We start from the raw sequence: 22,956 nt of genomic DNA on the forward strand, positions 1-22,956 counted from the left end.
CAAGCCCTTAGTATGCTTAGGGGACGCAAATTTCTTAAATTGCCGTCCTGACATGATCTGGATCGCCGTTTCGCTCTTCATAGTTTCCTTGCTGGCCGTTTGTAAGCCGCCGTTTTACCAAGCCTGGCTGCTGTCAGTGGCCGTGGCCGGCTTGCCCTGGTTATTCGCGCTTATTTCCCTGGCTGTTTTGCTGGCCGGTTGTTTTCACGGCCAGGCGGTGTTGGGGATAACGGAAATGGCCATATTGCTCTTTTCGGCTGCGGCCTTTATTTTATACTGTGTACCCATAGTGAGGGCATTTTCAACGGCAGGAGATTTGGAAAAAGGCGTACGCGAGGCCTTTGCGGAGCAGCCCGTTCTGCCGGGAAAAGCTTTCGGCGCCCCTGACACAGGAGCAGGAACTTCCTCCCCGGGAAACGCGCCGGATCCTGGAATGGCGCTAAAACAGCAGCTAGGGCAACCTGCGCAATCAGTGCGGGCGCTAAAACAGCAGCCGGGGCGGAAAGAAAAACCTGTGCAGGCGCAGAAACAGCGGCGACTTTTTAAAGCCTTCCGGTTTTGGAGAATGTTTGCCGGCCCCTTATCGAAAAAGGTGCGTTTTCAAACAATGTGCTATTATGATTCCCGTGGCGACGCTTCCCATGAGAGCAATCCGGGCTGTTACCTGGAGCTGGATTTTTATCCTTCGCAAGCCGGGGGGCTTTCTCCCTGCATCATCGTCATCCACGGCGGCTCCTGGAGCAGCGGCCATAGCAGGCAGCTGCCGGAACTGAACAGCCGCCTGGCCGGTTCGGGTTACCATGTGGCCGCTATTAATTACCGCCTGGCGCCGCAGTACCAAAGCCCTTTAGCGGTAGAAGACGTGCAAAATGCAATGGCTTTCCTCCGGAAACATGCCGGTGAGCTAAAAATTGCTCCAGACCGTTTCGTGCTGCTCGGACGCTCCGCCGGAGGGCAAATTGCCTTGCAGGCCGCTTATGCATTGTGTGATCCGGGTATCAGGGGAGTGGTTGCCTATTACGCCCCGGCTGATATGGTTTGGGGATATTCCGCTCCTGCCAGCCGCCTGATCATGGATTCATGTAAGGTAATGGAAGCCTATCTTGGGGGAAGCTATTCCGCCGTGCCCGAAAACTACCATTCCGCTTCACCGCTGGAGGCACTGGCCGAGAATGCGCCCCCGACGCTGCTCCTTCATGGAAAGAACGATGTGCTGGTGGCCTATGAACACAGCGTTCGTCTTGCGCTGGCACTTCGCGCTGCTGGAACCCGCCATTACCTGCTAAGCCTTCCCGGTGGCACCCACGGATTTGATTACGTACTGGACGGGCCTGAGGGACAGCTGGCTACTTACGCCGTCCGGTATTTTTTGAAGGTGATTCTTGCTCCGCAATAATTTATAGGATTTGGTGATAAGAATATTCCCGGGCGGATCATAACGATCTGATTACCTTGCAGGGATTGCCTGCGGCAAATACATCGGGGGGAATATCTTTCGTGACAACGCTGCCCGCTCCAATTACGCTGCGGTCACCTATCTTAACTCCCGGGCAAATAACTGCGCTGCCGCCTATCCAGACATCAGACCCAATTGAAATGGGTTTAGCGTATTCGAGACCGGACGCCCTTTGGGTATGATCCATTGGATGGGTAGCTGTATAGATTTGCACGTTGGGGCCGAACAATGTCCGGCTGCCGATTCATCGAGCGGGTCATACAGATCACCGGCAAGCATTTTTTCTTTTTCCTTTTTCATGACATTGAAAGCTTGTGCGCGTTAAGCGTGACGCAGCAATAGTGGACCGGAGAGTTTGCATCAAATTTTCGGCCGGTTTGAAAGAAGATCCTCCGCGTTAGGTAATTTTTTTGGCGAGGTCTGTTTGGAGGCTTAGAGGTCTGTTTGAGGCTTAAAGAAAACAAAAAAAGGCTGCAAAACAACCTTCAGTACCCGGAGTGGGACTTGAACCCACACTGCCTTTTAGGGCAACAGGATTTTAAGTCCTGCGTGTCTACCAATTCCACCATCCGGGCGGTGAACTTCCGGCTTCGCAGGAGCTGCTTTTGCTATCCGCTCTGCCGGTTTTTTCCCCAGGGAACAATCGTCTTTAAAACAGATGCCCCTTTTAAACTGAAAACCCCGCTGGTGCGGGGGAGAGCGAAAGACGAGACTCGAACTCGCGACCCTCACCTTGGCAAGGTGATGCTCTACCAACTGAGCTACTTTCGCTTGCGTCGACCCTTCTACCGGATCGGGATGCAAATATACTGAATAAAGAATACCTGTCAAGAGTGTTTTTTATTTTTGCATGAAATGTGTGCAAAATCTTTAATTACTGACCGGAAGATCGCCCTGGAAAAGGCTGCCCGGTATTGCGCTTACCAGGAAAGAAGTCAGCAGGAAGTGCGGGATAAATTGTATGAAACCGGCGTGGCGGCGTCCCTTGTGGAAGAAGTCATTTCGGAATTAATACAACAGGATTTTATTAACGAGGAGCGCTTCGCAAAAGCCTGGGCAGGGGGAAAATTCAGAATAAAAGGCTGGGGGCGGGCAAAGATCAGGAAGGGGCTTCAGTTAAAGCGGGTTTCGGAGTATTGTATTCGCGCGGGATTAAAAGAGATTGACGAAGCTGACTACCTTAAAACACTTAAAAGGTTACTGGAGGAAAAGTTTAAAGCCCTCCCGGCAGGTAATCCTTTCGTGCAAAACAGAAAGGCAGCTGCCTACGCTATATCCAGGGGGTATGAGCCGGAGCTGGTCTGGGATCTGATCCGGGAACGAAACGGAGAATGATCCGGGAGGAGAAACTTGTATCGTGTCAAAAACGGAAAGCAAAATAATTTGCAAAAAGCAAGCTTCTTTGATACATTTGCGATGCAATGTTAAAAACACAACAAATCATCCGGTTCATCGTGATTATCCTGGTCGTCGTCATTACGTGACGAAACAGGAATGGTTTGTTTAAAATACAACTCGTAAAAGGGCCATTCTCGTAAGAAGATGGCCCTTTTGCTTTAAACAAGATTTTGCATGGATACTAATGCTTATTCGGAACTGCCCTCCCGGATCATGGAATGCGGCAGGCAGATCAGCAAAGTGGTAAAACATACGCCGCTCCACCAGGTGCCCCGCTTATCGCAAAAATACGGCGCGGATATCTGGTTCAAAAGGGAAGACCAGCAGCTGGTCCGTTCCTATAAGATCCGGGGCGCCTACAATACGATTATTAACCTGCCGCCGGGAGCGGCGAAAAGAGGCGTTGTATGCGCTAGCGCGGGGAATCATGCGCAGGGAGTGGCTTACAGCTGCCAGCTGATGAAGATCCGCGGGCACGTATTTATGCCGGAGGTGACGCCGCGGCAAAAGCTGGAAAAAGTGCGGAGTTTCGGCGGAGAATGGATAAAGGTGGAGCTGACGGGAACAACTTATGACGAAGCTTACGAGCAGGCGATAGCTTTTTGCGAAGCAGAGAAGCTGACCTTTGTGCATCCGTTTGATAACATACACACCATTACCGGACAAGGTACAGTGGGAACGGAAATTTTTGCAGACCAGCCTGATACGGATGTCCTGATCGTTCCGGTAGGAGGTGGAGGGCTTCTTTCCGGTCTGAGCCTTGTGGCGAAGTATTTCAATCCTTCCTGCAGGGTTATTGGCGTGGACCCGGCGGGAGCGCCCAAAATGGTGGAAGCATTCCGGGAGGGCGGCCCGGTGCGGTTGGAAACAATCGATCCCTTCGTGGACGGGGCGGCAGTACGGCAGGTAGGCTCCCTTCCCTTCAATATTTGCTCCCTTTTCACCGACAAGGTAATCGCAACAAGAGAAGGAAAAGTTTGCAGTACGATGATCGAATTATACCAGCATGAAGGCATCATCGCGGAGCCTGCAGGCGTATTATCTATTGCGGCGCTTGATCAGCTGAAGGACGAAATACGAGGAAGAAAAGTTGTTTGCATTCTTAGCGGGGGAAATAATGACCTGGCGCGTTATCCTGAGGTTATCGAGCGAAGCCTTATCTATGAGGGGCTCAAGCATTATTTTATTATCGAATTTGCCCAGAAACCGGGTGAATTAAGAACTTTCCTCAACAGCGTGCTGGGGCCGGAGGACGATATCGTACGTTTTGAATACCTGAAAAAGACGAACAAAGAGTTCGGCCCGGCCCTGGTGGGGATAGAGTTAAGCCGGCCGCAGGACCTGGAGCCGCTTCTCGGACGTTTCAAGGAACAGCAATTCCGTTTCAGAAACGTGACCAATGACGATATGCTCAGGAAATACTTTATCTGAAATGGGGATGGTCGTCATAATTCAATAAATATTTTAAACTCGTAAAAAACTAATAATCAATTAAATATGAAAGTAGTCAGATTTTTTTTCAAGAGTTAAACATCGTAAGATATTCACAGGCCTCTTTGAGGCAGCGTAAATTCATCATTAACTATGTACCATTAACGGAAATTATTGAACGTGGAAAAGAAACTAAACAAATATAGCAGCGTCATTACACAGAATACCGAACAGCCTGCGGCGCAAGCTATGTTATACGGTATTGGTTTGAGAGAAGAAGATCTGAGCAAACCCTTTATTGGGATTGCCAGCGCAGGATACCAGGGAAACCCATGTAACATGCACCTGAATGACCTCGCGCTGGAAGTGAAGAAAGGAACACAGGAAGCAGATCTGGTGGGCCTTATATTCAATACCATTGGCGTTAGCGACGGAATATCCATGGGAACTGACGCAATGCGTTACTCTCTGCCCTCGCGGGATCTCATCGCAGATTCCATTGAGGCGGTGGTAGGCGGGCAGTCATACGACGGCGTGATTTCCGTCATGGGCTGTGACAAGAATATGCCCGGTTCGCTGATTGGCATGGGCCGGCTGAACCGTCCAGGTATCATGGTTTACGGCGGTACCATCCATTCAGGTGATTACAATGGTATGCGGCTTGACATTGTTTCCGCTTTCGAAGCGCTTGGTCAGAAATTCGCGGGCAATATTACCGCCGAAGACTTTAAAGGTATTATTCAGCATACCTGTCCCGGGGCCGGGGCCTGCGGGGGATGTATACTGCCAATACAATGGCTTCTGCCAGCGAGGCAATGGGAATGAGCCTTCCTTACAGCGCTTCCTGGCCGGCCGAAAGCCCGGAAAAGAGAGCGGAATGTATTGCCGCCGGAAAGGCCATACGGATACTGCTGGAAAAAGATATTAAGCCGCGCGATATTATGACGGCCAAGGCGTTTGAAAATGCCATTACCCTGACCATCGTACTGGGAGGTTCCACGAACGCCGTGCTGCACCTGATTGCTATTGCCAGGGCGGTAGGAGTTGACCTGAATATGGACGATTTCCAGCGGATCAGTGATAAAACGCCTTTGCTTGCCGATTTCAGGCCTAGCGGAAAATACCTGATGGAAGATTTGCAGAAGATCGGCGGGACGCCTGCGGTAATGAAATTCCTCCTGGAAGAAGGAATGCTGCACGGTGACTGCCTGACCGTAACAGGCAAAACACTGGCTGAGAACCTGGAAGAAGCTCCCGGGCTTGCACCCGGCCAGCCCATTGTGCATTCCCTGGATACCCCTATAAAGAAAGACGGCCATCTCCAGATACTTTACGGGAACCTGGCAGAAGAGGGAGCCGTAGCAAAGATCACCGGTAAAGAAGGGGAACGATTTGAAGGCCCTGCCCGTGTGTTTGACCGGGAACAGGATATGATCGATGCCATCAGTATGGGCAAGGTCCAGGCGGGCGATGTAGTCGTCATCCGTTATTGCGGGCCTAAGGGAGGCCCCGGAATGCCCGAAATGCTGAAGCCCACTTCCGCAATTATGGGCGCCGGCCTTGGCAAGAGCATCGCGTTGATCACCGATGGCCGGTTTTCCGGCGGAACACACGGATTCGTAGTAGGCCATATTACCCCCGAAGCGCAGAACGGCGGCACCATAGCGCTCCTGAAAGATGGCGATCGTGTAGTGATTGACGCCGTAAATAACCGGTTGGAAGCCCTCCTGGAAGAAGACGAAATCCAGCGTCGCAGGGAAGCGTGGACTGCGCCGCCGCTGAAAGCGTCAAAAGGACTTTTGTATAAGTATATCAATTCTGTTTCTTCGGCATCCCAGGGTTGCGTTACCGATGAGGACAATACCGGAGACATTAAAAATATAAGTTATGAAAAACCCGAGCTCTGATATCCTGACTGAAAAGGAAATTCCAGCCACGGCTTCGGCCACCCCTTTAAGCGGTTCGGAAGCCGTTATCCGGTCACTCCTGGAAGAAGGAGTGGATACGATCTTTGGTTACCCCGGCGGAGCCATTATGCCGGTTTACGATGCCTTATACCATTACCAGGACCAGGTGAATCATATCCTGGTACGACATGAGCAGGGTGCGGCGCATGCCGCCCAGGGTTATGCCCGTATTACCGGGAAACCGGGTATCTGCCTGGCCACTTCAGGTCCGGGAGCTACCAACCTGGTTACCGGGATCACCGATGCCATGATGGATTCAACACCGCTTGTATGTATTACAGGGCAGGTATTTGCCAGCCTGCTGGGAACCGACGCTTTCCAGGAAGCAGACGTAATCGGCATTACAGCGCCGGTCACCAAATGGAGTTACCAGATAACCGATGCAGACGAGATCCCCGAAGTTTTTGCGAAAGCTTTTTATATTGCCAATAGCGGCAGGCCGGGACCCGTACTGATTGATATTACCAAAAATGCGCAGGTTGCGCTTATGAGCAAAGAGTTCCGGTATACCAAATGCAAACACATTATCAGCTACAGGCCTCGTTTGCAGCCTAAGCAGGAACAAGTGGAACTGGCGGCCCGACTGATCAATGAAGCCAAAAAGCCTTACCTGTTTGTAGGGCACGGCGTACTGATCGCCAAAGCGGAAGAAGAACTGAAAGCCTTTGTTGAAAAAACGGAAATTCCGGCGGCTTGTACCTTGCTGGGGCTTTCGGCAATTTCTTCGGATCATCCTCAGTACGTGGGAATGCTTGGTATGCACGGCAATTATTCCACGAACAAACTGATCAATGAGGCGGACCTGGTCATTGGGCTCGGGATGCGTTTCGACGACCGGGTAACGGGTAACGTCGCCGCTTTTGCTACCGGCGCCAAGGTTATCCATATAGACATTGATCCTTCTGAGATCAATAAGATCATACCCGCCGACGCACCGGTGATAGGCGATGCTAAAGCAGTTCTCAAGGCCCTTCTTCCCCTGGTTGAAAAACGTGAGCGAAATGATTGGCTGGCCGAATTTAAAGAACTGGACAAGGAAGAGTATGAAAAAGTAATAAAGGAAGACCTGTTCCCGGAAGGAGGACAGATAAAAATGGGAGAAGTGATTCACCGTTTATCTGAAAAAACCGCCGGAAAAGCAGCGATCGTAGCCGATGTGGGCCAGCACCAAATGGAAGCCGCGCGCTATTACCGCTTTAAACAAACGGACGGGTACATTACTTCCGGCGGATCCGGTACTATGGGATTTGCCCTGCCTGCCGCTTTTGGTGCAAAGGTGGGATCGCCTGAAAGGGAAGTTGTGGCCGTGATCGGTGACGGTTGTTTCCAGATGACCCTACAGGAGCTGGGCACCATCTGGCAAAGCGAACTCCCGGTGAAGATCATTATCCTGAACAATAATTACCTGGGTATGGTAAGGCAGTGGCAGCAACTTTTCTTCGACCGCCGCTACTCCTTTGTCGAGCTAAAAAATCCAGATTTTATTACCATTGCCAAAGGGTTTGGGATAGACGGGATGAAGATCACGGAAAGAGAGGAGCTGGACAGCGCCCTTGATACCCTGATCTCCAGTAAAAAAGCCTTTCTGCTTGAAATACTCGTGGAAAAAGAACTGAATGTATTCCCGATGGTTCCCTCCGGGGCGCCGGTTTCCGATATAAGGCTGGAATGAAACGGTTAACGTTTAAAATTGAAGGGTCAAATTTCCAAGGTTTAAAGTTTTAAGATTAAAGTGGAAAAATTATATACCATCTGTATCTTTACCGAGAATACGTTAGGCTTGCTTAATCGTATCAGTGGGATTTTTACAAGGCGCAGGATAAATATTGAAAGTTTAAGCGTTTCGGAAACGGAAAGAAAAGGGATTTCCCGCTTTACGATTGTCTTTAAATCAGACGAGCGCGAAAAAGTAGAAAAGATCGTCAGGCAAATCCGGAAGATCATTGAAGTGCTGGCCGTGTTCGGCTATGAAGATCCTGATCTCGTTTTTAATGAGCTGGCCTTTTTTAAGCTCGATACGAAAAATGCAGCCGGAGCGAAGCAGCTTCTGGAAGGGTATAAAAGAGCAAAAGTGCTGTTTGAAGATGAACAAATTCTCATTATTGAGAAGGCAGGAACGGAAGAAGAAATATACAGCTTTTTCAAGCAGTTAAAACCCTACGGGATACTTGAATTTGTCCGCTCCGGAAGGATTGCTTTGTCCAGGAGTGAAAAGGGGCTTGCCCAGTACCTGCCGGAAGCGGAATGGGCGTACAACATTTAATAAATACAAACAATTAACGAATAAACATGGCGAAAATCAATTTTGGAGGTGTAACTGAAGAGGTAGTTACCCGCGAAGAATTACCGATGGAAAAGGCAAGGGAAATCCTTAAAAATGAAACCATTGCGGTAATCGGTTACGGCGTACAGGGACCCGGCCAGGCACTGAATCTGAAAGATAACGGCTTTAACGTAATAGTAGGACAGCGAAAGGCTTCCAAAACATGGGATAAAGCAAAGAACGACGGATGGGTAGAAGGAAAAGATCTGTTTGAGATCGAAGAAGCCCTCGAAAAAGGTACGATCATTTGCTACCTGTTGTCAGATGCAGGACAAATAGCCCTTTGGCCGACTGTTAAAAAACACCTTACCCCCGGGAAATCGCTTTATTTTTCTCATGGTTTCGGCATTACCTACAAGGAACAGACAGGCATCATTCCTCCCGATGGAGTAGATGTATTCCTGGCTGCCCCCAAAGGTTCCGGCACCAGCCTCAGGAGGCTTTTCCTGGAAGGCAAAGGCTTGAATTCCAGCTTTGCCATCTTCCAGGACGCTACCGGGAAAGCGCATGAAAAGGTAACCGCCCTGGGTATTGGGGTTGGGTCTGCCTATTTATTCCCGACTACTTTCGAAAAAGAAGTATACAGCGATCTTACCGGCGAGCGCGGAACGCTTATGGGAGCGATAGCAGGTATTTTTGAAGCTCAGTACAATGTGCTGCGCAGCAAAGGGCACAGCCCCAGCGAAGCGTTTAATGAAACCGTAGAAGAGCTTACCCAGAGCCTTATGCCCCTGGTAGCCGAAAACGGCATGGATTGGATGTATGCCAACTGTTCCACTACCGCTCAGCGGGGCGCCCTTGACTGGAGGCACAAGTTCCGCGAAGCTACCCAGCCCGTATTCGAGGAACTCTACAACAGCGTTTCCAGCGGAAATGAAGCGCGTATCACCATTGAAGCCAATAGCAAGCCGGATTACCGCGAAGGACTGGAAAAAGAATTGAAAGAACTCCGGGAATCTGAAATATGGCAGGCCGGAGCGGAAGTCCGCAAACTCCGCCCCGAACGCCTGTAGGTTTAAAATAGGCGAAGCTATTTTTGTTTCTGGCGAGCGCAAATGTGAGCGTAGTAGCCAGGGGCAAAAAGGACGAGACGTAAGAATTCTCTTCATAATCTGTACCAATGCCCGTATTTCCCCCGAGGAATGCGGGCTTTTTTATTACTTTAATCTGGGGATGCGACTGCTATTTCTGATATTTGAAGCAAATTTGAAGTAAAGTTTAAGCCTTGTATACAATAGAAACCATCGCAGCTATTCTTTCGGCCCGGCCGTTCATTCAGAAGGATGAGGCATCCATCCTCTATTTGCAGACCGATAGCCGGCGTATTAGCTTTTCGGAACAGTCGCTTTTTTTTGCGATAAAAGCCGCGCGCGACGGGCATGACTTCATTGCTGAAGCATGGGGGAAGGGCGTCCGGAATTTCGTCATCTCTTCGGGAGATTTCCCTGTTGAAAATTTCCCCGACAGCAATTTCCTGCTGGTACCGGATACCCTTGCCAGCCTGCAGGCGCTGGCAGCCAGCCACCGGCGGAAATTTGATTATCCCTTGATTGGTATTACCGGCAGCAACGGAAAAACAGTGGTCAAGGAATGGCTATTCCAGTTACTGTCAGTAGATAAGAACATCGTTCGCAGCCCGAAAAGCTTTAATTCCCAAACCGGCGTTCCGCTTTCGCTCTGGAGAATGGGAGAAGAGTATGAACTGGCCATTATTGAAGCAGGCATTTCAAAAGCCGGCGAAATGGAACGGCTTGAAAAGATGATCCGCCCCGATATCGGGATCTTGACAAACATCGGCCCTGCCCATGACGAGGGTTTTGGCAGCCTGGAAGAGAAGATAACCGAAAAGCTGAAGTTGTTCACCCATGCCTTCCTTTTTATTTATGAAAAGGACGCGCTTCGTTCTTATGAAGGAGCGCTGCCCGGGCATGCGCATTTCACCTGGGGATACCGGGGCGACGAGGACCTGTTCATTAGTCGGGTAACGCCTACCGGAACCGGCAGCATCCTTTACGGAGCCTGCAAGGGGCAGGAGATGCGTATAGAGCTGCCTTTCGCAGACCAGGCTTCCGTTCATAATGGCATTACCTGCTGGTGCCTGCTCCTTTGGATGGAATACCCCGCGGAAGAAATTAGCAAGCGTATGCGGCAGCTTGCCCCTGTTTCCATGCGCCTAAAATTAATGCAGGCGATCAACCATTCTTCTTTCATCAACGATAGTTATAATTCAGACCTGGGGTCCCTGGAGACGGCGCTTGATTTTCTTGCCCGTCAGCAGCAGCATCCGCGTAAGACCGTTATCCTTTCGGACATTCTGCAAACAGGCCTGGATCAGGAAGTATTATACGGGAAGGTAGCCGCACTGCTTGGGGCCGCGGGCATTAATCGCCTGATTGCAATAGGGGAGGCGCTTGGCCGGCAAAGAGGTCAGTTTTCCCTTCCTCAAATGGAGTTCTATGACAATACCGAAGAATTTACCCGTGATTTCAGGGCGGATATGTTCGGGAATGAAGCTATTCTGCTGAAAGGTGCAAGGCCTTTCCGTTTTGAACGCATTAGCCGCCTGCTGGAGCAAAAACAGCATGAAACCGTGCTGGAGGTAAACCTGAATGCCATGATCGGTAACCTGAACTTCTACAAGTCAAAATTAGCACCGGGCACCGGGATTATGGCGATGGTAAAAGCATTTTCCTACGGAAGCGGAAGTTATGAAATTGCGGGCATGCTGCAGTTTCATAAGGTAGATTACCTGGCTGTGGCTTATACCGATGAAGGGGCTGCTTTGCGCCAAAACGGAATAGACATGCCGGTAATGGTTATGAGCCCCGAACCGCCGGGCTTCGAAACGCTTACCGGGGACGGCCTGGAGCCGGAGATATACAGCTTCCGCGTGCTGGAGGAATTTCTCCGGTTCCTGGAAGGAAAGGAGATCAATAGCTATCCCATCCATATCAAGCTGGATACGGGGATGCACCGTCTGGGCTTTGGCGAAGAAGACCTGGAGGAACTTGGAAATATGCTGAAAACTGCAGATTCTATTCGGGTGAGATCGGTGTTCTCTCATCTGGCAGCCAGTGAAGACCCTGGACAGGACGAATTCAGCAGGCAGCAAATGGAGCGTTTCGAGGAGTTTGCCGCCAGGCTGGAAAAAGACCTTGGCTATCCGTTTATGAGGCACCTGGTAAACTCGGCGGGAATTTTACGCTTCCCCGAAGCCCACTACGATATGGTACGGCTGGGCATTGGCCTGTATGGCATTGGTCAGGGAGGATCAGGGAGCGCTTTGCAAACCGTAGGCACCCTAAAAACAACCATCTCCCAGATCAGAAATGTCGCTGCAGGCGAAACGGTAGGCTATGGCCGGACAGGAAGAACAGACCGGCCTTCCCGCATTGCCACCGTGAAGATCGGTTATGCCGATGGTTTTGACCGGCGGCTGGGAAACGGGAACGGTGAGATGCTGGTAAACGGACAGCGGGTTCTGGTGATCGGCCCGGTATGCATGGACATGTGTATGCTGGATGTTACGGGCGTCGACTGCAGCGAAACCGATGAAGTGATCGTTTTTGGCGAAGACCTGCCTATCGGGGAAATTGCTGCCAGGCTTCAGACCAATGCCTACGAGGTGCTGACGAACGTTTCTCAGCGGGTAAAACGGATTTATACTTACGAATAAAAGAAAACTAACAATATGGACAGGAAAAGCTATTTCAGGGTTAAAGTGGTAAACACCATTCTGGGATTTTTCTTTAAAGGGCTCCTGCTGGTCGTTCCCATTTGGGTCAGCGGTTATGTGATCTACTGGATCATATCCACCCTGAATGAAGCATTTGATTATTTCGGGGTTCCCGGCTTAGGCCTGCTGGTTGTGCTGGCCTCGATCACCCTTATCGGAATGCTGGTCAATTACATGGTAACCGACCCGATCAGCCGCTTCTTCAATAGTTTACTAAATAAAATGCCGGTCATAAAAATGATCTACACAACTATCCGGGATTTTATGGAAGCTTTTGTAGGAGAACAAAAAAAATTCACCGAGCCGGTATTCGTGGAAATGAGCGAAACAGGGATCAAAAAGGTAGGTTTTATTACTCAGAAGGATCTGACAAGCCTCGGTTTACCTGGCCATGTAGGTGTTTACTTCCCTCATTCCTATAATTTCTCGGGTAATTATTTTATCGTCCCCGCAACGAAAGTAACGCCTATGCATGCAAATGCAGCAGAGATCATGAAATACGTGGTGTCCGGCGGTGTAAGCAGGCTGAAATAAGATGGGCCTAAGCTGAGCCATCCGAACTTAATTGCCTGAAAGCCAGTATTCCGTATGTAACCAGGGCCGCCACTTTAACTAATTCCATTCCTACGTAATAAAAATGCAGGTTCGAAGGGCCCGGTGGCGTTCCGCTGATATGAGCTTCTGCACGGATGTCAAGCGCCGGCAGCAGCCAAAACGTTTGAAGTAAAAGCACTGCCAGCAAGCCTGGAAGGAAAAGGCTGGTTGCCAGCCGCCAGGTGCCGTCTGCAAGGATACAGCCCAGGATGACAAGCGTAAATACCCACTCCACCTTGTTCAGCGCGCCAAAAACCAACCGCCCGACGCCGAGGCCAAGGGGAATGCTCATGCCGGGAGCCCGGAATTTCAACCAGGCTTCCATAAAGCTGATCGCGCATACGAATCCGATCCAGGTAAAAATACAGGCGATAACTATGGGTCCGTACTTTGACATGACCAATTATTTCAATGGTTGGTTTCCGGTATTGCGAAGATGTTCCAGCTTAAACTGGAACATTTCCGCCATTTTTTCTGCCCTGAATTTAGCTTCCTCCGTCTTGGGGCCTTCAAAAAGCTCATCAAGCGTCTCATAGAAATAACTCAGCCAACGTTCAAAATGCCGGCCTTCAACGGGGAGGTTGGCGTGTTTAAGGAAAGGACTGCCGAAGTAGCTTCGCTCACCCAGCAGCACCGTCCCCCAGAACCGGTACATGATGGAAAGATGAGCGGCCCAGTTGTCCTTTATCTTTTCTTCAAAAATAGGCCCGATAAGCTGATCCTGCCGGACCTTATCGTAAAATATATCCACCAGCCTGGTAATATCTTCCATTGACCGGATGTCTTCCCGCGTTTTCATAATATTCCCTTGTTCCAGTACATAATCAAATAAAAGATCCCCCAGGCGATAAAGATAATCAACAATGTCCACACCCAAGCCGGGATCGCCTTCGGAGTTTCCGAACCGGTGACGACGAAGAGGTCATTCCGTTCACTTCCGTACGCATTAATGGTCAATGGAATCCGACTGTCTACAACATCGTTTTCCTTTAAACCTACAACTGAAATGGCCGGGCCATTTCGCACCTCGAAGGGAATAATCCTGATTCCCTCCTTTCCCCGGGATGAGCGGGCAACGATCTTTAACATGTGCAGCCCGTCAGGAAGCCGGGTCGTATCAAACAAAAACTTTACCGGGGGGCTGAACTCCGCAAAAGGTTCGGGGTCTTCATCCACGAACACTTTAATTATACGATTGTCGTCCATAAAAGTTTATTTTTCTATGACAATATTTTTGATGTGTTCCGGGCCGTTCTCGTTTGGTCTGATTAAGTAACGAAGGCTGTAAGCTAATGTCAGGAGTACGATAATGGATGCCGCCGCAACGATTATAAAGTCCAGGTTACTTTCCGGACCCGGGCCGTGCATGATGCCGCGAAGCGCGGCAGGCTGGTTCTTTTCACAGACGTCGCAGGCCAGCGCCGCTCGCGGCGCCCCATAAATAAATAAGAGTGCGGAGAATAGGTGCTTTTTCATTGCATCGTATTTTCGATGGTTTCACGAATCTTTTCAACTTCTTCTTTTGTGACGGCGCCGGCCTTGTTTCCCCAGCTGGTACGCTCGTGAGTAGCGATGGCGGCTATTTCGGCATTGGTCAGCTGCGCGGCAAAAGGCGGCATGGAAGCAAATTCGGGACGTGCGTCATACCCCTGGAGAATTATCCGGATCAATGTTTCAGGATCATCGTCATTAACAACAGGGCTTCCCGCCAGGGGAGGGAAGGCGCCGGCGAGCCCCTGCCCATTAGGCTGGTGGCACGCAGCACAGGTTTGGGTATACAAGGCGGCACCATCAGGAAGGCCGGCGGATCTTTCCGCAGACCCGGCAGTTTCCGGTTTCTTTTTCGAAGGAATAAACGAAGGCTTGATTGCCTGGGGAAGCTCCTGCTGCTTCAGCGATTTAAGATAGGCCACCAGGGCCAGGGCGTCCTGACTAGCCACTATTTTTGATGCGCCGAGACCGGAAGCAGCGGTGTCCGGAAGGTTCAATATCTTATCCCTCCTTTCCGGTGATTCTTTTTCTTTGAAAAGCCAGGGATAGGAGGGCATGACGGATCCTTTTACTACCAGGCGTGGATTATACAGGTGGAGCAGGTGCCATTCTTCCGATGGCTGCCGCTTCCCGATATTGCTCAGATCGGGACCTGTGCGTTCGCTTCCAAGGAGCGAAGGAGACTGTCTCCAGGTATCCAGCCTTTTTTTGCTGTAATAATAATCCGAAGGGATAGATGGCCGGCTTCCCCACATCTTATCCATCTCAATAGATCGTACCTGCTGGGTATGGCAAGCCACGCATCCTTCAGCAATGTATACGCGCAGACCTTTTAATTCCAGCTCTGTGAGTTCCGGCTGGCCGGGCAGCGGTGCGTTCTGCTCCTGCATCTGGAGCGCCGGCAGAATGGCAACCCCTGTACTCAACAGCAGAAATACGAAGAAAGACGTGAGAACGAGGCTCTTATGGTTTTTATGAAAGTGCATTTGCGTGTATTTTTTCAGTTTTCAGATGTCGCAGCATGGTATAAATATTCCAGGCGAAGACCAGGTGAGAAAAGAACATCATGGTTCCGCCAATGGCTCTCCAGACCCAGAATGGCATCATAAGAGTGACAGACTCTATAAAAGGCTTGCCTTCTATCCAGCTCATTCCTTTAAGCGTACCGCCAGCCATAAGGGAGATCATATAGGCCATAAGACCGATAAACGCAAACCAGAAATGCATGCCTACCATGAGTTGCCTGGGTTCCCGGAGTGATAGCCGGGGTACAATAGCATAAATACAGGCCCAGAGTATGAATGAAATGATCCCATACATTGTCATGTGTGAGTGGGCCACGTTAAAATCCGTAAAATGCCATAGATCGTTGGTAAAGCGAAGCGCCTGAACACTCCCCTGTGTAGAGCCCACGAAATAAAAAATTACACCGACGAGAAAAAACGGCAGGACGTAACTGCTTGAAATCGCTTTCCAGCTTCCCTTCATAGTCATTAGAAAATTGGTGGTTCCCGCCACAACGGGAATGAACATGCCTGCGCTGAACACGATAGCTACCGTCTGCAACCACCAGGGAAGCGGGCTGAAAACAAAATGGTGCGTCCCGATCATCGTGTAGAACAGCATCTGCGTCCAGAAGGCCAGTACCCCGAGTGAATAAGAATAAATTGGCTTGTTCAGGGAAGTAGGTAGGTAATAATAGATGAGGCCAAGGGTAAAGGTCATGAACCACATTCCTACGCCCTGGTGCATGTAATAGCCCTGGGTAACAGTTTCACCCAATCCCGAAAAAGGCAGGTAGCCGATCACCGAAAGTACCAGCGTCCAAAGCAGGCCTGCAAGGATGTACCAGTTGGATATATAAATTTCTCCGATCTTTCGGCTGGCGATCGTTTTGTAAAAATTAAAAAACGTGATCAGCAGCGCCACGATGAAAAGCAGCGCTACCGGCCAGATATATTCCCTGTATTCTCCCCCGCCGTTATTTATACCGGCCATCAGGCAGAGATTTCCGGCTACCAGCATGCCATTTATCATCCAGAAGGCAGTCCAGCCCCATTTATAGCTGTAAATCGTATTATTTGATGTGCGGGTGACTACGTAATAAGCCAACCCGATCATCGCCAGGGAAGACCAGCCCCAAAAAACCGTGTTGGTATGTACGGGCCGTATTCTCCCGAAAGACAGCCACGAAATGCTGTCGAGTTCCGGCAGCACGAATTTCATCCCCAGGTATTGTCCAATCAGGGTTCCGAAAACCAGCCAGAAAGTGGCAGCAGACAGGTAAGCCATGATTAGCCGGGTGAGTGCCGACGATGTTTTCTGTTCAGCTGGCAGGCTCTTCTTTTCATCAAAGAACGGTCGGTCGGGATCCAGGCTCAGCTTACTTATTAGGCCCCGCTGATCAGTTGGCTTTTGCCCGCTTCCCAATTCTCTCCCGGTTAAGCGATGCCCCAGCGCCTTACGCCGCTCCTCCAGTACCTGTTCCACTTCGGCGGTCTCCAGGTTGATAAGATATTCGCTAAAGGCCAGTTTTTCTTTTTTTGCTGCCTGTGTGTGCATCTTTTCCAGGTACTTATTTACCTGCGCGACCAGGATAAGGGCAGCGGCGATCAGAACGATCAGGATTAATACGCTAGTGGTAATAATCCCGGGACTAAGATACCAGTTATCCATTGTGTTTGTATTTAAAAGTATATTAAGACCTTTTTATCCTTAATTATAAAAATATTCCGGTCATGATCGGTAACCGGTTATGACTTCTTTAAAAATACCAGGCCTTTTTCCAGGTTTTGAGTAAGCTGCTGCACGGTGGTTTCCAGGAGCATTTTTTGAAGCGAATCCCGTATGGTTTTAAACTGGTTATGGATAGGGCAGGGCTGCACCTCGGAACATTGTTTCAGTCCCAGGCCGCAGCCGGTAAATAAGCCGTTTCCGTCAATTGCTTCCACGATTTCCATCAGGTTGATATTGCCCTGATGCTGCTCCATAAAGAAGCCGCCGCTTGGACCTTTCAGCGATGAAACCAAGCCTTTCCTGCTCAGGTCCTGGAGAATCTTAGCAGTAAAATGCTCAGGTGCCCCGATTTCGCGGCAAATATCCTTGATTGACATTTTCGCACCCTCTTTACTGGCGGCGGTAATGTAAATCATCGCTCTTATACCGTACTCGCAGGCTTTAGTAAACATTATTCAGACTTTTAATTAATTAATTGCTTTTCCGCTGCAATCGCCCCGGGAAACAGCAGGTTGTTTTCCAGGTGGATATGCTGGTGAAGATCCTTTTCGAATTCCCTCAGCTTTGCATAGGTGGCCTGGTAGGTAGCACAGGAATCAGCAGGCGGCGTGTAATTATTGCTCAGCGAAGCTATTTTCCGGAACCGCTCTCCCTCTGCGTTATGGTCATGCATCATCATGCGGACGGGTTGTTGTACCGCTCCGGCCGCGGAATGATCTCGGATATACTCTCCCGGGTTTTCATTTTTACCAGCTTCCTGATAAACGGAAAGAGGATCAATTCTTCCTTTTTCATGTGTTTGGCCAGTTCCCCCGCTGATTCCCTGAAGATATCAGCGATCTGGAAAATTTCCGGATGTGTCTGCCCATGAACGGCCTTGATTTTTTCCAGGTAGCGGCTAAGAATGAGAAGGTTTTCCGCCACGTACCGGTGATGTTTTTTTTCGATGTAGTCAGCCAGCAAATCCAGGGGCCAGTATTTAAAATCCGGCTCGTTATTGTGTCCGCCGTTTTCACTATGCTTCCGCGCTTCCTGTTTTTCCTCCAGAAGGGCCCGGAGGGCTTCGAAAGAAATGCCTTTTTCTGTACAGGCTTTGGCCAGTGTTTTGTTCCCGTTACAGCAAAAATCAATGCCGCAGTTTTCAAATACGTCCGAGCTTTCAGGATGATCTACAACTATCTGGCCTACCGTGCTTTCCGGAGATATATTCATGGCGTTTCCCTTTTGTTACGGCACAAATATACAAAGAGAAATGAATAAAAGATATTAAGGTCTTTAATTACTTATTCCACAGGCCGCGTTTGTTTTCCTTCGCTTCGCTCTCCAGCTGGTTTAACTGATCGTGATATTTCACATTGGGAGGGAAGGTCACGACCCGGGCATAGCCTTCTTCAATCAGGTACGCATTGATAAAAAGCCCGTTTTCCAGCCATGCATAGGCCAGGAGCCGGTCATACTGGTCCCGCTTTTCTATGTCAAATTCAAGTTTCAGCTTTTGGGAGCCGATAAGTTCCCGGAGATGATCTTTGGCTTCGATACCGTAATGGAAGTTGCGTTGTTTAAAGGAGTTCGGGGTTTCAGGAGCGTCAATCCCGATTAAGCGGACTTTTTCCCCGCCTTCAATGATAAATGTGTCCCCGTCAATTACTTTTTCCACGTAATAAAGCTCCGCAGAAAGGTTGTCTCCGGAGGCCGGCTCGCTTGCGGGAAGCGAACAGGCAGGAGCGGTCAGGGCCAGTAAAAGATAAAGGACGAAAGCACGCATGGATCAGGACGTAAAAATACTTTCTTTTTTTACTTTTTCCTGCAGTTCTATGATACCGCCGATCAGGGCCTCGGGTCGCGGAGGGCATCCTTGCACGTAAATATCCACCGGTATCACCCGGTCAACACCCTTTACTACATGATACCCGTGTTCCCAGTAGGGCCCCCGCAGTTAGAGCAGGATCCCATGGAGATCACGTACCTGGGTTCCGGCATTTGCTCGTACAAGCGTTTGATGCGTTCAGCCATTTTAAAAGTAACCGTTCCTGCTACGATCATCACATCGGACTGCCTCGGGGATGCCCGCGGGAATACGCCGAAGCGGTCCAGGTCATAATTACTGGCATAAGAGCCCATCATTTCAATGGCACAGCAAGCTATCCCGAAGCCCATTGGCCATAGCGAAGATAGCCTGGCCCAGTTAAGCAGGTCATCCAGCTTCGTCACCACTACGCCGGTGGCCTCTACTTTTTGTATAAGGGACGATTCCATTAATTACCTTTTTTTAGTATCCTCGGTTTAAAAACCGGTTTGGGAGGTGGGGGAGATGGAGCGGACGCAGCAGGAGCTACGGCGGCAGCGACGTCTTTCTTAGTCGTCGGGCTGAAAGCCTGTACAGCGAATTTCTCTGCGTTAATCGCGGTATAAAGGTCAACCGGTATTTTACTGTCGGCAAAGGGGATCAATTGCCGGGGCCTAATCCAGGACAAGTCTCCCTTCATCCATACGTATACCAGGCCAATGAGCAGTACGCAAACGAAGACAATCATTTCTATAAATGAAAACCAGCCCCATACCGGAACCGTTTCCATGATCTTTTCCTGCGCGAACACGGCTGACCAGGGAAAAAGAAATACAATCTCCACGTCAAACAGCAGGAAAACAAGGGCAATCACGTAAAAGCGGTTATTGAATTGGATCCGGGAATTCCCCTCGGGCTCCTCCCCGCATTCATAGGTGCTTAGCTTTCCGGGAGAGGGTTTGCTCTTGGAAAGCAAGTAGCTGATCCCGTAAGCGATCATGACAAACAGTGTCCCCAGTATAAGAAAGACAGCTATTTTTCCAAATTCAGAAAGTTGATTGATTGTTGCTTCCACCATCACAAATATACGACCGTATTATTCATCATCAAAACCCCGCGCCTTCTTACCTGGCCCGGTCCGTCCAGGCTCCATTGCAGTACCATTGCAGAAAAAACAGTAATTTTTTGAATAAGTTTTGCATTTTTGTACACTAAAATTGTAATTATTGAGTTAATACGCTTGAATGAAACCTTGCCTGATCGTATGCTTCCTGGTTCTGTCCTTCTTATCAGCTAATGCACAGCTTGAAAAGGAGCGGGGAGTAGCCTCTTATTACGGAAAGCGTTTCGATGGAAAACGCACAGCCAGCGGGGAAATTTTTGACAAGGAAAAAATGACCGCCGCACACCGTACCCTCCCCTTTGGTACTATTGTAAAGGTAACAAGGGAAGATAACGGCAGCTTTGTTTATGTTCGTATTAATGACCGCGGGCCCTTTTCGCGGAACAGGCTCATTGATCTTTCACGGAAGGCAGCGGAGAAGCTGGGAATTATTCAGCGGGGGCATGAGCATGTCCTCATGGAAGTAATGAGAGAGGAAATATTTCCCGAAGAACTTACGGGAATGCAGGCATACAGGGAAATAAGGAACCGGTTGGCTTTGCTGACTATACAACAGGTGGAAATGCCTGGAATTCCTGCGATCATTTTACCGGCGTTGGAGAGGAAGCCGGCAATTAAGAGTTTACCTGTTAATGATTTGCCGGAAACATTTTTTAAGAAATTGCTGCAAGAAGTATTCCCGGAAAGTTAAGGCCGGGTGGTCAGGTGCAGCTCCTAGATCTCAAAAGAAAATTCGTCGTTTTTAGTGTCTTCAGCAACTCCTTGCAATTCCGTGAACCTTTTTTCTACTACTTCCTGGTTTGATTTGATGTAATCAACCGCTTCTTTCAGCCCTTCTGAGAATTTTTCAAAATCTTCTTTGTAAAGAAAAATCTTGTGTTTGATGAATACGCCGTCCTCTAATCTCTTCTTGCTTTCAGTAATGGTCACGTAGTAGTCGTTTGCCCGGGTTGATTTAACGTCGAAGAAGTACGTTCGCTTCCCGGCTCTCACCCTTTTCGAAAATACCTCTTCCCTGTCTTTGTTTTCAAATTCTCCCATTGTTAGCTGTCTAAGTTTTACAAAGTGTAAAGATAAAGTATATTATTTCAAAGTTCAAAGCAAAAACATGTTCAGGCAGCAAAAAATTACCCGCTTTCTTCCTCTAAAAGTTGTTTTTCAAATAGTTGTTTATACAGCCCCTCTTGTGCCAGGAGCTGCTCGTGCGTTCCTGACTCGGCGACCCGGCCTTGTTTCATGACAAGGATATTATCGGCATTCTTAATAGTTGAAACCCTGTGGCTGATAATAATGCTGGTGCGTCCCCGCATGATCCGCCCAAGGTTTTGAAGGATTTCTTCTTCCGTTTTGGTATCAACAGCCGACAGGCTGTCATCGAAAATGAGGACGGCGGGATCCTTAATGATGGCCCTGGCAATGGAAGTACGCTGTTTCTGCCCTCCGGACATGGTAATTCCCCTTTCGCCGGTGCGGGTTTCAAACTTTTCAGGAAAATGCTGAATATTATCGTAGATAGCAGCGTTCCTTGCGGCATTTTCTATTTCCTCGTCGCTGAATTGATCCAGTCCGAAACCGATATTATTTTTAATGCTGTCGGAAAACAGGAAAACATCCTGGGGAACAAAGGCAAATGATTGCCTGAGGGAAGTCAGGTTATATTCCCTGATATCCTTGCCGTCCACCAGGACGCTGCCGGAGTTAACATCGTACATCCGCCCGAGAAGGTTAACAATAGTTGATTTTCCGGAGCCTGTATGGCCGATAATGGCAAGAAATTCTCCCTTTTTTGCGCTAAAGGAAACATTTTCCAGAGCTTTTATTCCTGTGTCGGGATAGGTAAAACTTACATTCCGGAATTCAATATTCCCTTCAACCGCTGTTCCGGGAACATCCGGGGAAAGGATCTCCGGACGCGTATGCAGGAACTGGTTGATCCGTTTTTGAGAGGCGGCGGCCCTTTGCACGATGGAAGATACCCAGCCCAGGGCCATCATGGGAAAAGTCAACTGCCCGATATATACAATGAACTCCGCTATATTACCAGTTGTTATTCTGCCCCGGCTTACTTCGATTCCCCCGATATATACCGTTAACAGAATACTGATGCCCACCAGCAGCACGATGACGGGAAAGAAAACCGCCTGCAGTTTTGCCAGGGAAACAGAGCGGTCCATATATTCCTGGCTTTCCCTGCCAAAATCCTTCCGGGTTTGCTTTTCCCTGACATAGGCTTTCATGATCCGGATACCGGCAAACGTTTCCTGGACAAAAGTTGAAATCGTAGAAAGCTGCTCCTGGATCTGTTCACTTTTCCGGTGAATGCGGGAATTCACGATATAAATGACGATGGCCAGGACGGGCAGGGGAAGGATCGTGAAGAAGGTCAGCTTTACATTTATAGACAGCATGGTAATGATCACCATTACGAAAAGAGCCACCGTATTGATGGAATACATAATGGCGGGCCCAAGGTACATGCGGACGCGGCTAACGTCTTCAGTGATCCTGTTCATCAGGTCTCCGGTATTGTTGCGCCGGTAGAACGCCAGGGAAAGCTCCTGGTAATGGGTATAAATTTCGTTCTTAAGATCGTATTCTATAAGGCGCGACACCACAATAATCGTTTGCCGCATAAAAAAGAGGAAGATTCCTCTCAGCAGGGCCATTAGCAATACCAGGGCGCCGAACAGCAATACGATGGAACTGAAGATCGAATACGCTGAAGGCTGCAGTTCAAATCCCCTGTAAAGCTGCATAATGCCTATGTTTTCATTGACCAGGTCAAAAGCCATCCGGATGATCTGGGCGGGCACAACGGCAAAAAAATTGGACACCGTCACAAAGATGGTTCCCAGGATCAGCCTGAAGCGGTATTTATAAAGGTACTTATTCAGATAAGCAAGCGAATTCATTTT

Annotated in this window: 23 protein-coding genes, 2 tRNA genes and 2 pseudogenes; 10 read left to right on the forward strand and 17 right to left on the reverse strand. The window is 49.3% G+C overall.

Features of this window, described 5'->3' with window-relative positions:
- The first annotated feature begins 52 nt into the window (after positions 1 to 52).
- Complete coding sequence (locus tag FRZ59_RS12965; protein WP_207910259.1) at positions 53 to 1,396, forward strand: alpha/beta hydrolase; 1,344 nt, start codon at positions 53 to 55, stop codon at positions 1,394 to 1,396.
- A 37-nt stretch (positions 1,397 to 1,433) separates the two neighbouring features.
- Here the strand turns inward: FRZ59_RS12965 and FRZ59_RS19150 are convergent, their stop codons facing one another.
- From FRZ59_RS19150 to FRZ59_RS12980, 3 genes are all read right to left on the reverse strand, one after another.
- Positions 1,434 to 1,643, reverse strand: a complete 210-nt coding sequence (locus FRZ59_RS19150; protein WP_207910260.1) for a DapH/DapD/GlmU-related protein — start codon at positions 1,641 to 1,643, stop codon at positions 1,434 to 1,436.
- Between the two features lie 302 nt (positions 1,644 to 1,945).
- A tRNA-Leu gene (locus tag FRZ59_RS12975) sits at positions 1,946 to 2,031 on the reverse strand.
- A gap of 123 nt (positions 2,032 to 2,154) precedes the next feature.
- A tRNA-Gly gene (locus FRZ59_RS12980) sits at positions 2,155 to 2,227 on the reverse strand.
- Positions 2,228 to 2,311: 84 nt separating this feature from the next.
- On the opposite strand from FRZ59_RS12980, the gene FRZ59_RS12985 reads away from it, so the two are divergent.
- The 8 genes and pseudogenes from FRZ59_RS12985 (at position 2,312) to FRZ59_RS13020 (ending at position 12,845) form a co-directional block, all read left to right on the forward strand.
- Positions 2,312 to 2,791, forward strand: coding sequence for a regulatory protein RecX (locus tag FRZ59_RS12985; RefSeq protein WP_132128870.1), 480 nt, complete (start codon positions 2,312 to 2,314; stop codon positions 2,789 to 2,791).
- Positions 2,792 to 3,028: 237 nt separating this feature from the next.
- Positions 3,029 to 4,285 (forward strand): threonine ammonia-lyase IlvA, encoded by a 1,257-nt coding sequence (gene ilvA / locus FRZ59_RS12990; protein WP_132128871.1) that lies wholly within the window; start codon positions 3,029 to 3,031, stop codon positions 4,283 to 4,285.
- A 174-nt stretch (positions 4,286 to 4,459) separates the two neighbouring features.
- A pseudogene (gene ilvD / locus FRZ59_RS12995) lies at positions 4,460 to 6,192 on the forward strand (dihydroxy-acid dehydratase).
- The gene (ilvB, locus tag FRZ59_RS13000) at positions 6,173 to 7,924 is read left to right on the forward strand and encodes a biosynthetic-type acetolactate synthase large subunit (protein ID WP_132128873.1); all 1,752 of its coding nucleotides are present in this window, start codon (positions 6,173 to 6,175) and stop codon (positions 7,922 to 7,924) included. Before ilvD ends, ilvB begins: the two are co-directional and overlap by 20 nt.
- A gap of 60 nt (positions 7,925 to 7,984) precedes the next feature.
- On the forward strand, positions 7,985 to 8,515 hold the full coding sequence (gene ilvN, locus FRZ59_RS13005) for an acetolactate synthase small subunit (protein ID WP_132128874.1): 531 nt from the start codon (positions 7,985 to 7,987) through the stop codon (positions 8,513 to 8,515).
- 26 nt (positions 8,516 to 8,541) lie between these two features.
- Positions 8,542 to 9,588 (forward strand): ketol-acid reductoisomerase, encoded by a 1,047-nt coding sequence (ilvC, locus tag FRZ59_RS13010; RefSeq protein ID WP_132128875.1) that lies wholly within the window; start codon positions 8,542 to 8,544, stop codon positions 9,586 to 9,588.
- A gap of 212 nt (positions 9,589 to 9,800) precedes the next feature.
- The gene (locus FRZ59_RS13015) at positions 9,801 to 12,251 is read left to right on the forward strand and encodes a bifunctional UDP-N-acetylmuramoyl-tripeptide:D-alanyl-D-alanine ligase/alanine racemase (RefSeq protein WP_132128876.1); all 2,451 of its coding nucleotides are present in this window, start codon (positions 9,801 to 9,803) and stop codon (positions 12,249 to 12,251) included.
- Positions 12,252 to 12,266: 15 nt separating this feature from the next.
- Complete coding sequence (locus FRZ59_RS13020; protein ID WP_132128877.1) at positions 12,267 to 12,845, forward strand: DUF502 domain-containing protein; 579 nt, start codon at positions 12,267 to 12,269, stop codon at positions 12,843 to 12,845.
- Positions 12,846 to 12,852: 7 nt separating this feature from the next.
- Here FRZ59_RS13020 and FRZ59_RS13025 read toward each other — a convergent pair whose 3' ends face one another.
- From FRZ59_RS13025 to FRZ59_RS13075, 12 genes and pseudogenes are all read right to left on the reverse strand, one after another.
- Complete coding sequence (locus FRZ59_RS13025) at positions 12,853 to 13,302, reverse strand: hypothetical protein (RefSeq protein ID WP_132128878.1); 450 nt, start codon at positions 13,300 to 13,302, stop codon at positions 12,853 to 12,855.
- Positions 13,303 to 13,308: 6 nt separating this feature from the next.
- Positions 13,309 to 13,704 carry a group III truncated hemoglobin gene (locus FRZ59_RS13030; RefSeq protein WP_132128879.1) on the reverse strand — a complete coding sequence of 132 codons (396 nt, stop codon included), beginning with the start codon at positions 13,702 to 13,704 and terminating at the stop codon, positions 13,309 to 13,311.
- On the reverse strand, positions 13,701 to 14,111 hold the full coding sequence (locus tag FRZ59_RS13035; protein ID WP_132128880.1) for a cytochrome C: 411 nt from the start codon (positions 14,109 to 14,111) through the stop codon (positions 13,701 to 13,703). Before FRZ59_RS13035 ends, FRZ59_RS13030 begins: the two co-directional genes overlap by 4 nt.
- A gap of 6 nt (positions 14,112 to 14,117) precedes the next feature.
- Positions 14,118 to 14,381 carry a hypothetical protein gene (locus FRZ59_RS13040; RefSeq protein WP_132128881.1) on the reverse strand — a complete coding sequence of 88 codons (264 nt, stop codon included), beginning with the start codon at positions 14,379 to 14,381 and terminating at the stop codon, positions 14,118 to 14,120.
- Positions 14,378 to 15,382: a cbb3-type cytochrome c oxidase subunit II gene (locus FRZ59_RS13045; RefSeq protein ID WP_132128882.1), complete on the reverse strand. Its 1,005-nt coding sequence runs from the start codon at positions 15,380 to 15,382 to the stop codon at positions 14,378 to 14,380. Before FRZ59_RS13045 ends, FRZ59_RS13040 begins: the two co-directional genes overlap by 4 nt.
- Positions 15,369 to 17,072: a cbb3-type cytochrome c oxidase subunit I gene (locus FRZ59_RS13050; protein WP_132128883.1), complete on the reverse strand. Its 1,704-nt coding sequence runs from the start codon at positions 17,070 to 17,072 to the stop codon at positions 15,369 to 15,371. The genes FRZ59_RS13045 and FRZ59_RS13050 overlap by 14 nt, the downstream gene beginning before the upstream one ends.
- 77 nt (positions 17,073 to 17,149) lie before the next feature.
- Positions 17,150 to 17,584 (reverse strand): RrF2 family transcriptional regulator, encoded by a 435-nt coding sequence (locus FRZ59_RS13055; protein ID WP_132128884.1) that lies wholly within the window; start codon positions 17,582 to 17,584, stop codon positions 17,150 to 17,152.
- Between the two features lie 11 nt (positions 17,585 to 17,595).
- Positions 17,596 to 17,811, reverse strand: coding sequence for a hemerythrin domain-containing protein (locus FRZ59_RS19500; RefSeq protein ID WP_262713123.1), 216 nt, complete (start codon positions 17,809 to 17,811; stop codon positions 17,596 to 17,598).
- Positions 17,808 to 18,344 carry a DUF542 domain-containing protein gene (locus FRZ59_RS13060; protein ID WP_262713124.1) on the reverse strand — a complete coding sequence of 179 codons (537 nt, stop codon included), beginning with the start codon at positions 18,342 to 18,344 and terminating at the stop codon, positions 17,808 to 17,810. Before FRZ59_RS13060 ends, FRZ59_RS19500 begins: the two co-directional genes overlap by 4 nt.
- Before the next feature lie 67 nt (positions 18,345 to 18,411).
- A complete protein-coding gene (locus FRZ59_RS13065) occupies positions 18,412 to 18,897 on the reverse strand; it encodes a thermonuclease family protein (RefSeq protein WP_132128886.1) in 486 nt (161 codons plus the stop codon).
- 3 nt (positions 18,898 to 18,900) lie between these two features.
- Positions 18,901 to 19,388, reverse strand: a pseudogene (nuoB, locus tag FRZ59_RS13070) (NADH-quinone oxidoreductase subunit NuoB).
- Positions 19,388 to 19,996, reverse strand: a complete 609-nt coding sequence (locus FRZ59_RS13075) for an NADH-quinone oxidoreductase subunit A (RefSeq protein WP_132128888.1) — start codon at positions 19,994 to 19,996, stop codon at positions 19,388 to 19,390. The pseudogene nuoB and the gene FRZ59_RS13075 overlap by 1 nt, the downstream one beginning before the upstream one ends.
- Before the next feature lie 166 nt (positions 19,997 to 20,162).
- Here FRZ59_RS13075 and FRZ59_RS13080 point away from each other — a divergent pair, with 166 nt between their 5' ends.
- The gene (locus tag FRZ59_RS13080) at positions 20,163 to 20,732 is read left to right on the forward strand and encodes a septal ring lytic transglycosylase RlpA family protein (protein WP_132128889.1); all 570 of its coding nucleotides are present in this window, start codon (positions 20,163 to 20,165) and stop codon (positions 20,730 to 20,732) included.
- Positions 20,733 to 20,755: 23 nt separating this feature from the next.
- Here the strand turns inward: FRZ59_RS13080 and FRZ59_RS13085 are convergent, their stop codons facing one another.
- Positions 20,756 to 21,082, reverse strand: a complete 327-nt coding sequence (locus tag FRZ59_RS13085; RefSeq protein ID WP_132128890.1) for a DUF3276 family protein — start codon at positions 21,080 to 21,082, stop codon at positions 20,756 to 20,758.
- An 86-nt stretch (positions 21,083 to 21,168) separates the two neighbouring features.
- The gene (locus tag FRZ59_RS13090; protein WP_132128891.1) at positions 21,169 to 22,953 is read right to left on the reverse strand and encodes an ABC transporter ATP-binding protein; all 1,785 of its coding nucleotides are present in this window, start codon (positions 22,951 to 22,953) and stop codon (positions 21,169 to 21,171) included.
- Between the last annotated feature and the right edge of the window lie 3 nt (positions 22,954 to 22,956).

The sequence above is a fragment of the Anseongella ginsenosidimutans genome, assembly GCF_008033235.1.
In the GTDB taxonomy this organism is placed as follows: domain Bacteria; phylum Bacteroidota; class Bacteroidia; order Sphingobacteriales; family Sphingobacteriaceae; genus Anseongella; species Anseongella ginsenosidimutans.

Excerpts from the sequence above, each read along its gene's own strand:
- FRZ59_RS12965 (WP_207910259.1), top strand. The coding sequence starts at position 53 with ATGATCTGGATCGCCGTTTCGCTCTTCATAGTTTCCTTGCTGGCCGTT.
- FRZ59_RS19150 (WP_207910260.1), bottom strand. The coding sequence starts at position 1,643 with ATGGATCATACCCAAAGGGCGTCCGGTCTCGAATACGCTAAACCCATT.
- FRZ59_RS12985 (WP_132128870.1), top strand. The coding sequence starts at position 2,312 with ATGTGTGCAAAATCTTTAATTACTGACCGGAAGATCGCCCTGGAAAAG.
- ilvA (WP_132128871.1), top strand. The coding sequence starts at position 3,029 with ATGGATACTAATGCTTATTCGGAACTGCCCTCCCGGATCATGGAATGC.
- ilvB (WP_132128873.1), top strand. The coding sequence starts at position 6,173 with ATGAAAAACCCGAGCTCTGATATCCTGACTGAAAAGGAAATTCCAGCC.
- ilvC (WP_132128875.1), top strand. The coding sequence starts at position 8,542 with ATGGCGAAAATCAATTTTGGAGGTGTAACTGAAGAGGTAGTTACCCGC.
- FRZ59_RS13020 (WP_132128877.1), top strand. The coding sequence starts at position 12,267 with ATGGACAGGAAAAGCTATTTCAGGGTTAAAGTGGTAAACACCATTCTG.
- FRZ59_RS13025 (WP_132128878.1), bottom strand. The coding sequence starts at position 13,302 with ATGTCAAAGTACGGACCCATAGTTATCGCCTGTATTTTTACCTGGATC.
- FRZ59_RS13030 (WP_132128879.1), bottom strand. The coding sequence starts at position 13,704 with ATGAAAACGCGGGAAGACATCCGGTCAATGGAAGATATTACCAGGCTG.
- FRZ59_RS13035 (WP_132128880.1), bottom strand. The coding sequence starts at position 14,111 with ATGGACGACAATCGTATAATTAAAGTGTTCGTGGATGAAGACCCCGAA.
- FRZ59_RS13040 (WP_132128881.1), bottom strand. The coding sequence starts at position 14,381 with ATGAAAAAGCACCTATTCTCCGCACTCTTATTTATTTATGGGGCGCCG.
- FRZ59_RS13045 (WP_132128882.1), bottom strand. The coding sequence starts at position 15,382 with ATGCACTTTCATAAAAACCATAAGAGCCTCGTTCTCACGTCTTTCTTC.
- FRZ59_RS13050 (WP_132128883.1), bottom strand. The coding sequence starts at position 17,072 with ATGGATAACTGGTATCTTAGTCCCGGGATTATTACCACTAGCGTATTA.
- FRZ59_RS13055 (WP_132128884.1), bottom strand. The coding sequence starts at position 17,584 with ATGTTTACTAAAGCCTGCGAGTACGGTATAAGAGCGATGATTTACATT.
- FRZ59_RS19500 (WP_262713123.1), bottom strand. The coding sequence starts at position 17,811 with ATGATGATGCATGACCATAACGCAGAGGGAGAGCGGTTCCGGAAAATA.
- FRZ59_RS13060 (WP_262713124.1), bottom strand. The coding sequence starts at position 18,344 with ATGAATATATCTCCGGAAAGCACGGTAGGCCAGATAGTTGTAGATCAT.
- FRZ59_RS13065 (WP_132128886.1), bottom strand. The coding sequence starts at position 18,897 with ATGCGTGCTTTCGTCCTTTATCTTTTACTGGCCCTGACCGCTCCTGCC.
- FRZ59_RS13075 (WP_132128888.1), bottom strand. The coding sequence starts at position 19,996 with ATGGTGGAAGCAACAATCAATCAACTTTCTGAATTTGGAAAAATAGCT.
- FRZ59_RS13080 (WP_132128889.1), top strand. The coding sequence starts at position 20,163 with ATGAAACCTTGCCTGATCGTATGCTTCCTGGTTCTGTCCTTCTTATCA.
- FRZ59_RS13085 (WP_132128890.1), bottom strand. The coding sequence starts at position 21,082 with ATGGGAGAATTTGAAAACAAAGACAGGGAAGAGGTATTTTCGAAAAGG.
- FRZ59_RS13090 (WP_132128891.1), bottom strand. The coding sequence starts at position 22,953 with ATGAATTCGCTTGCTTATCTGAATAAGTACCTTTATAAATACCGCTTC.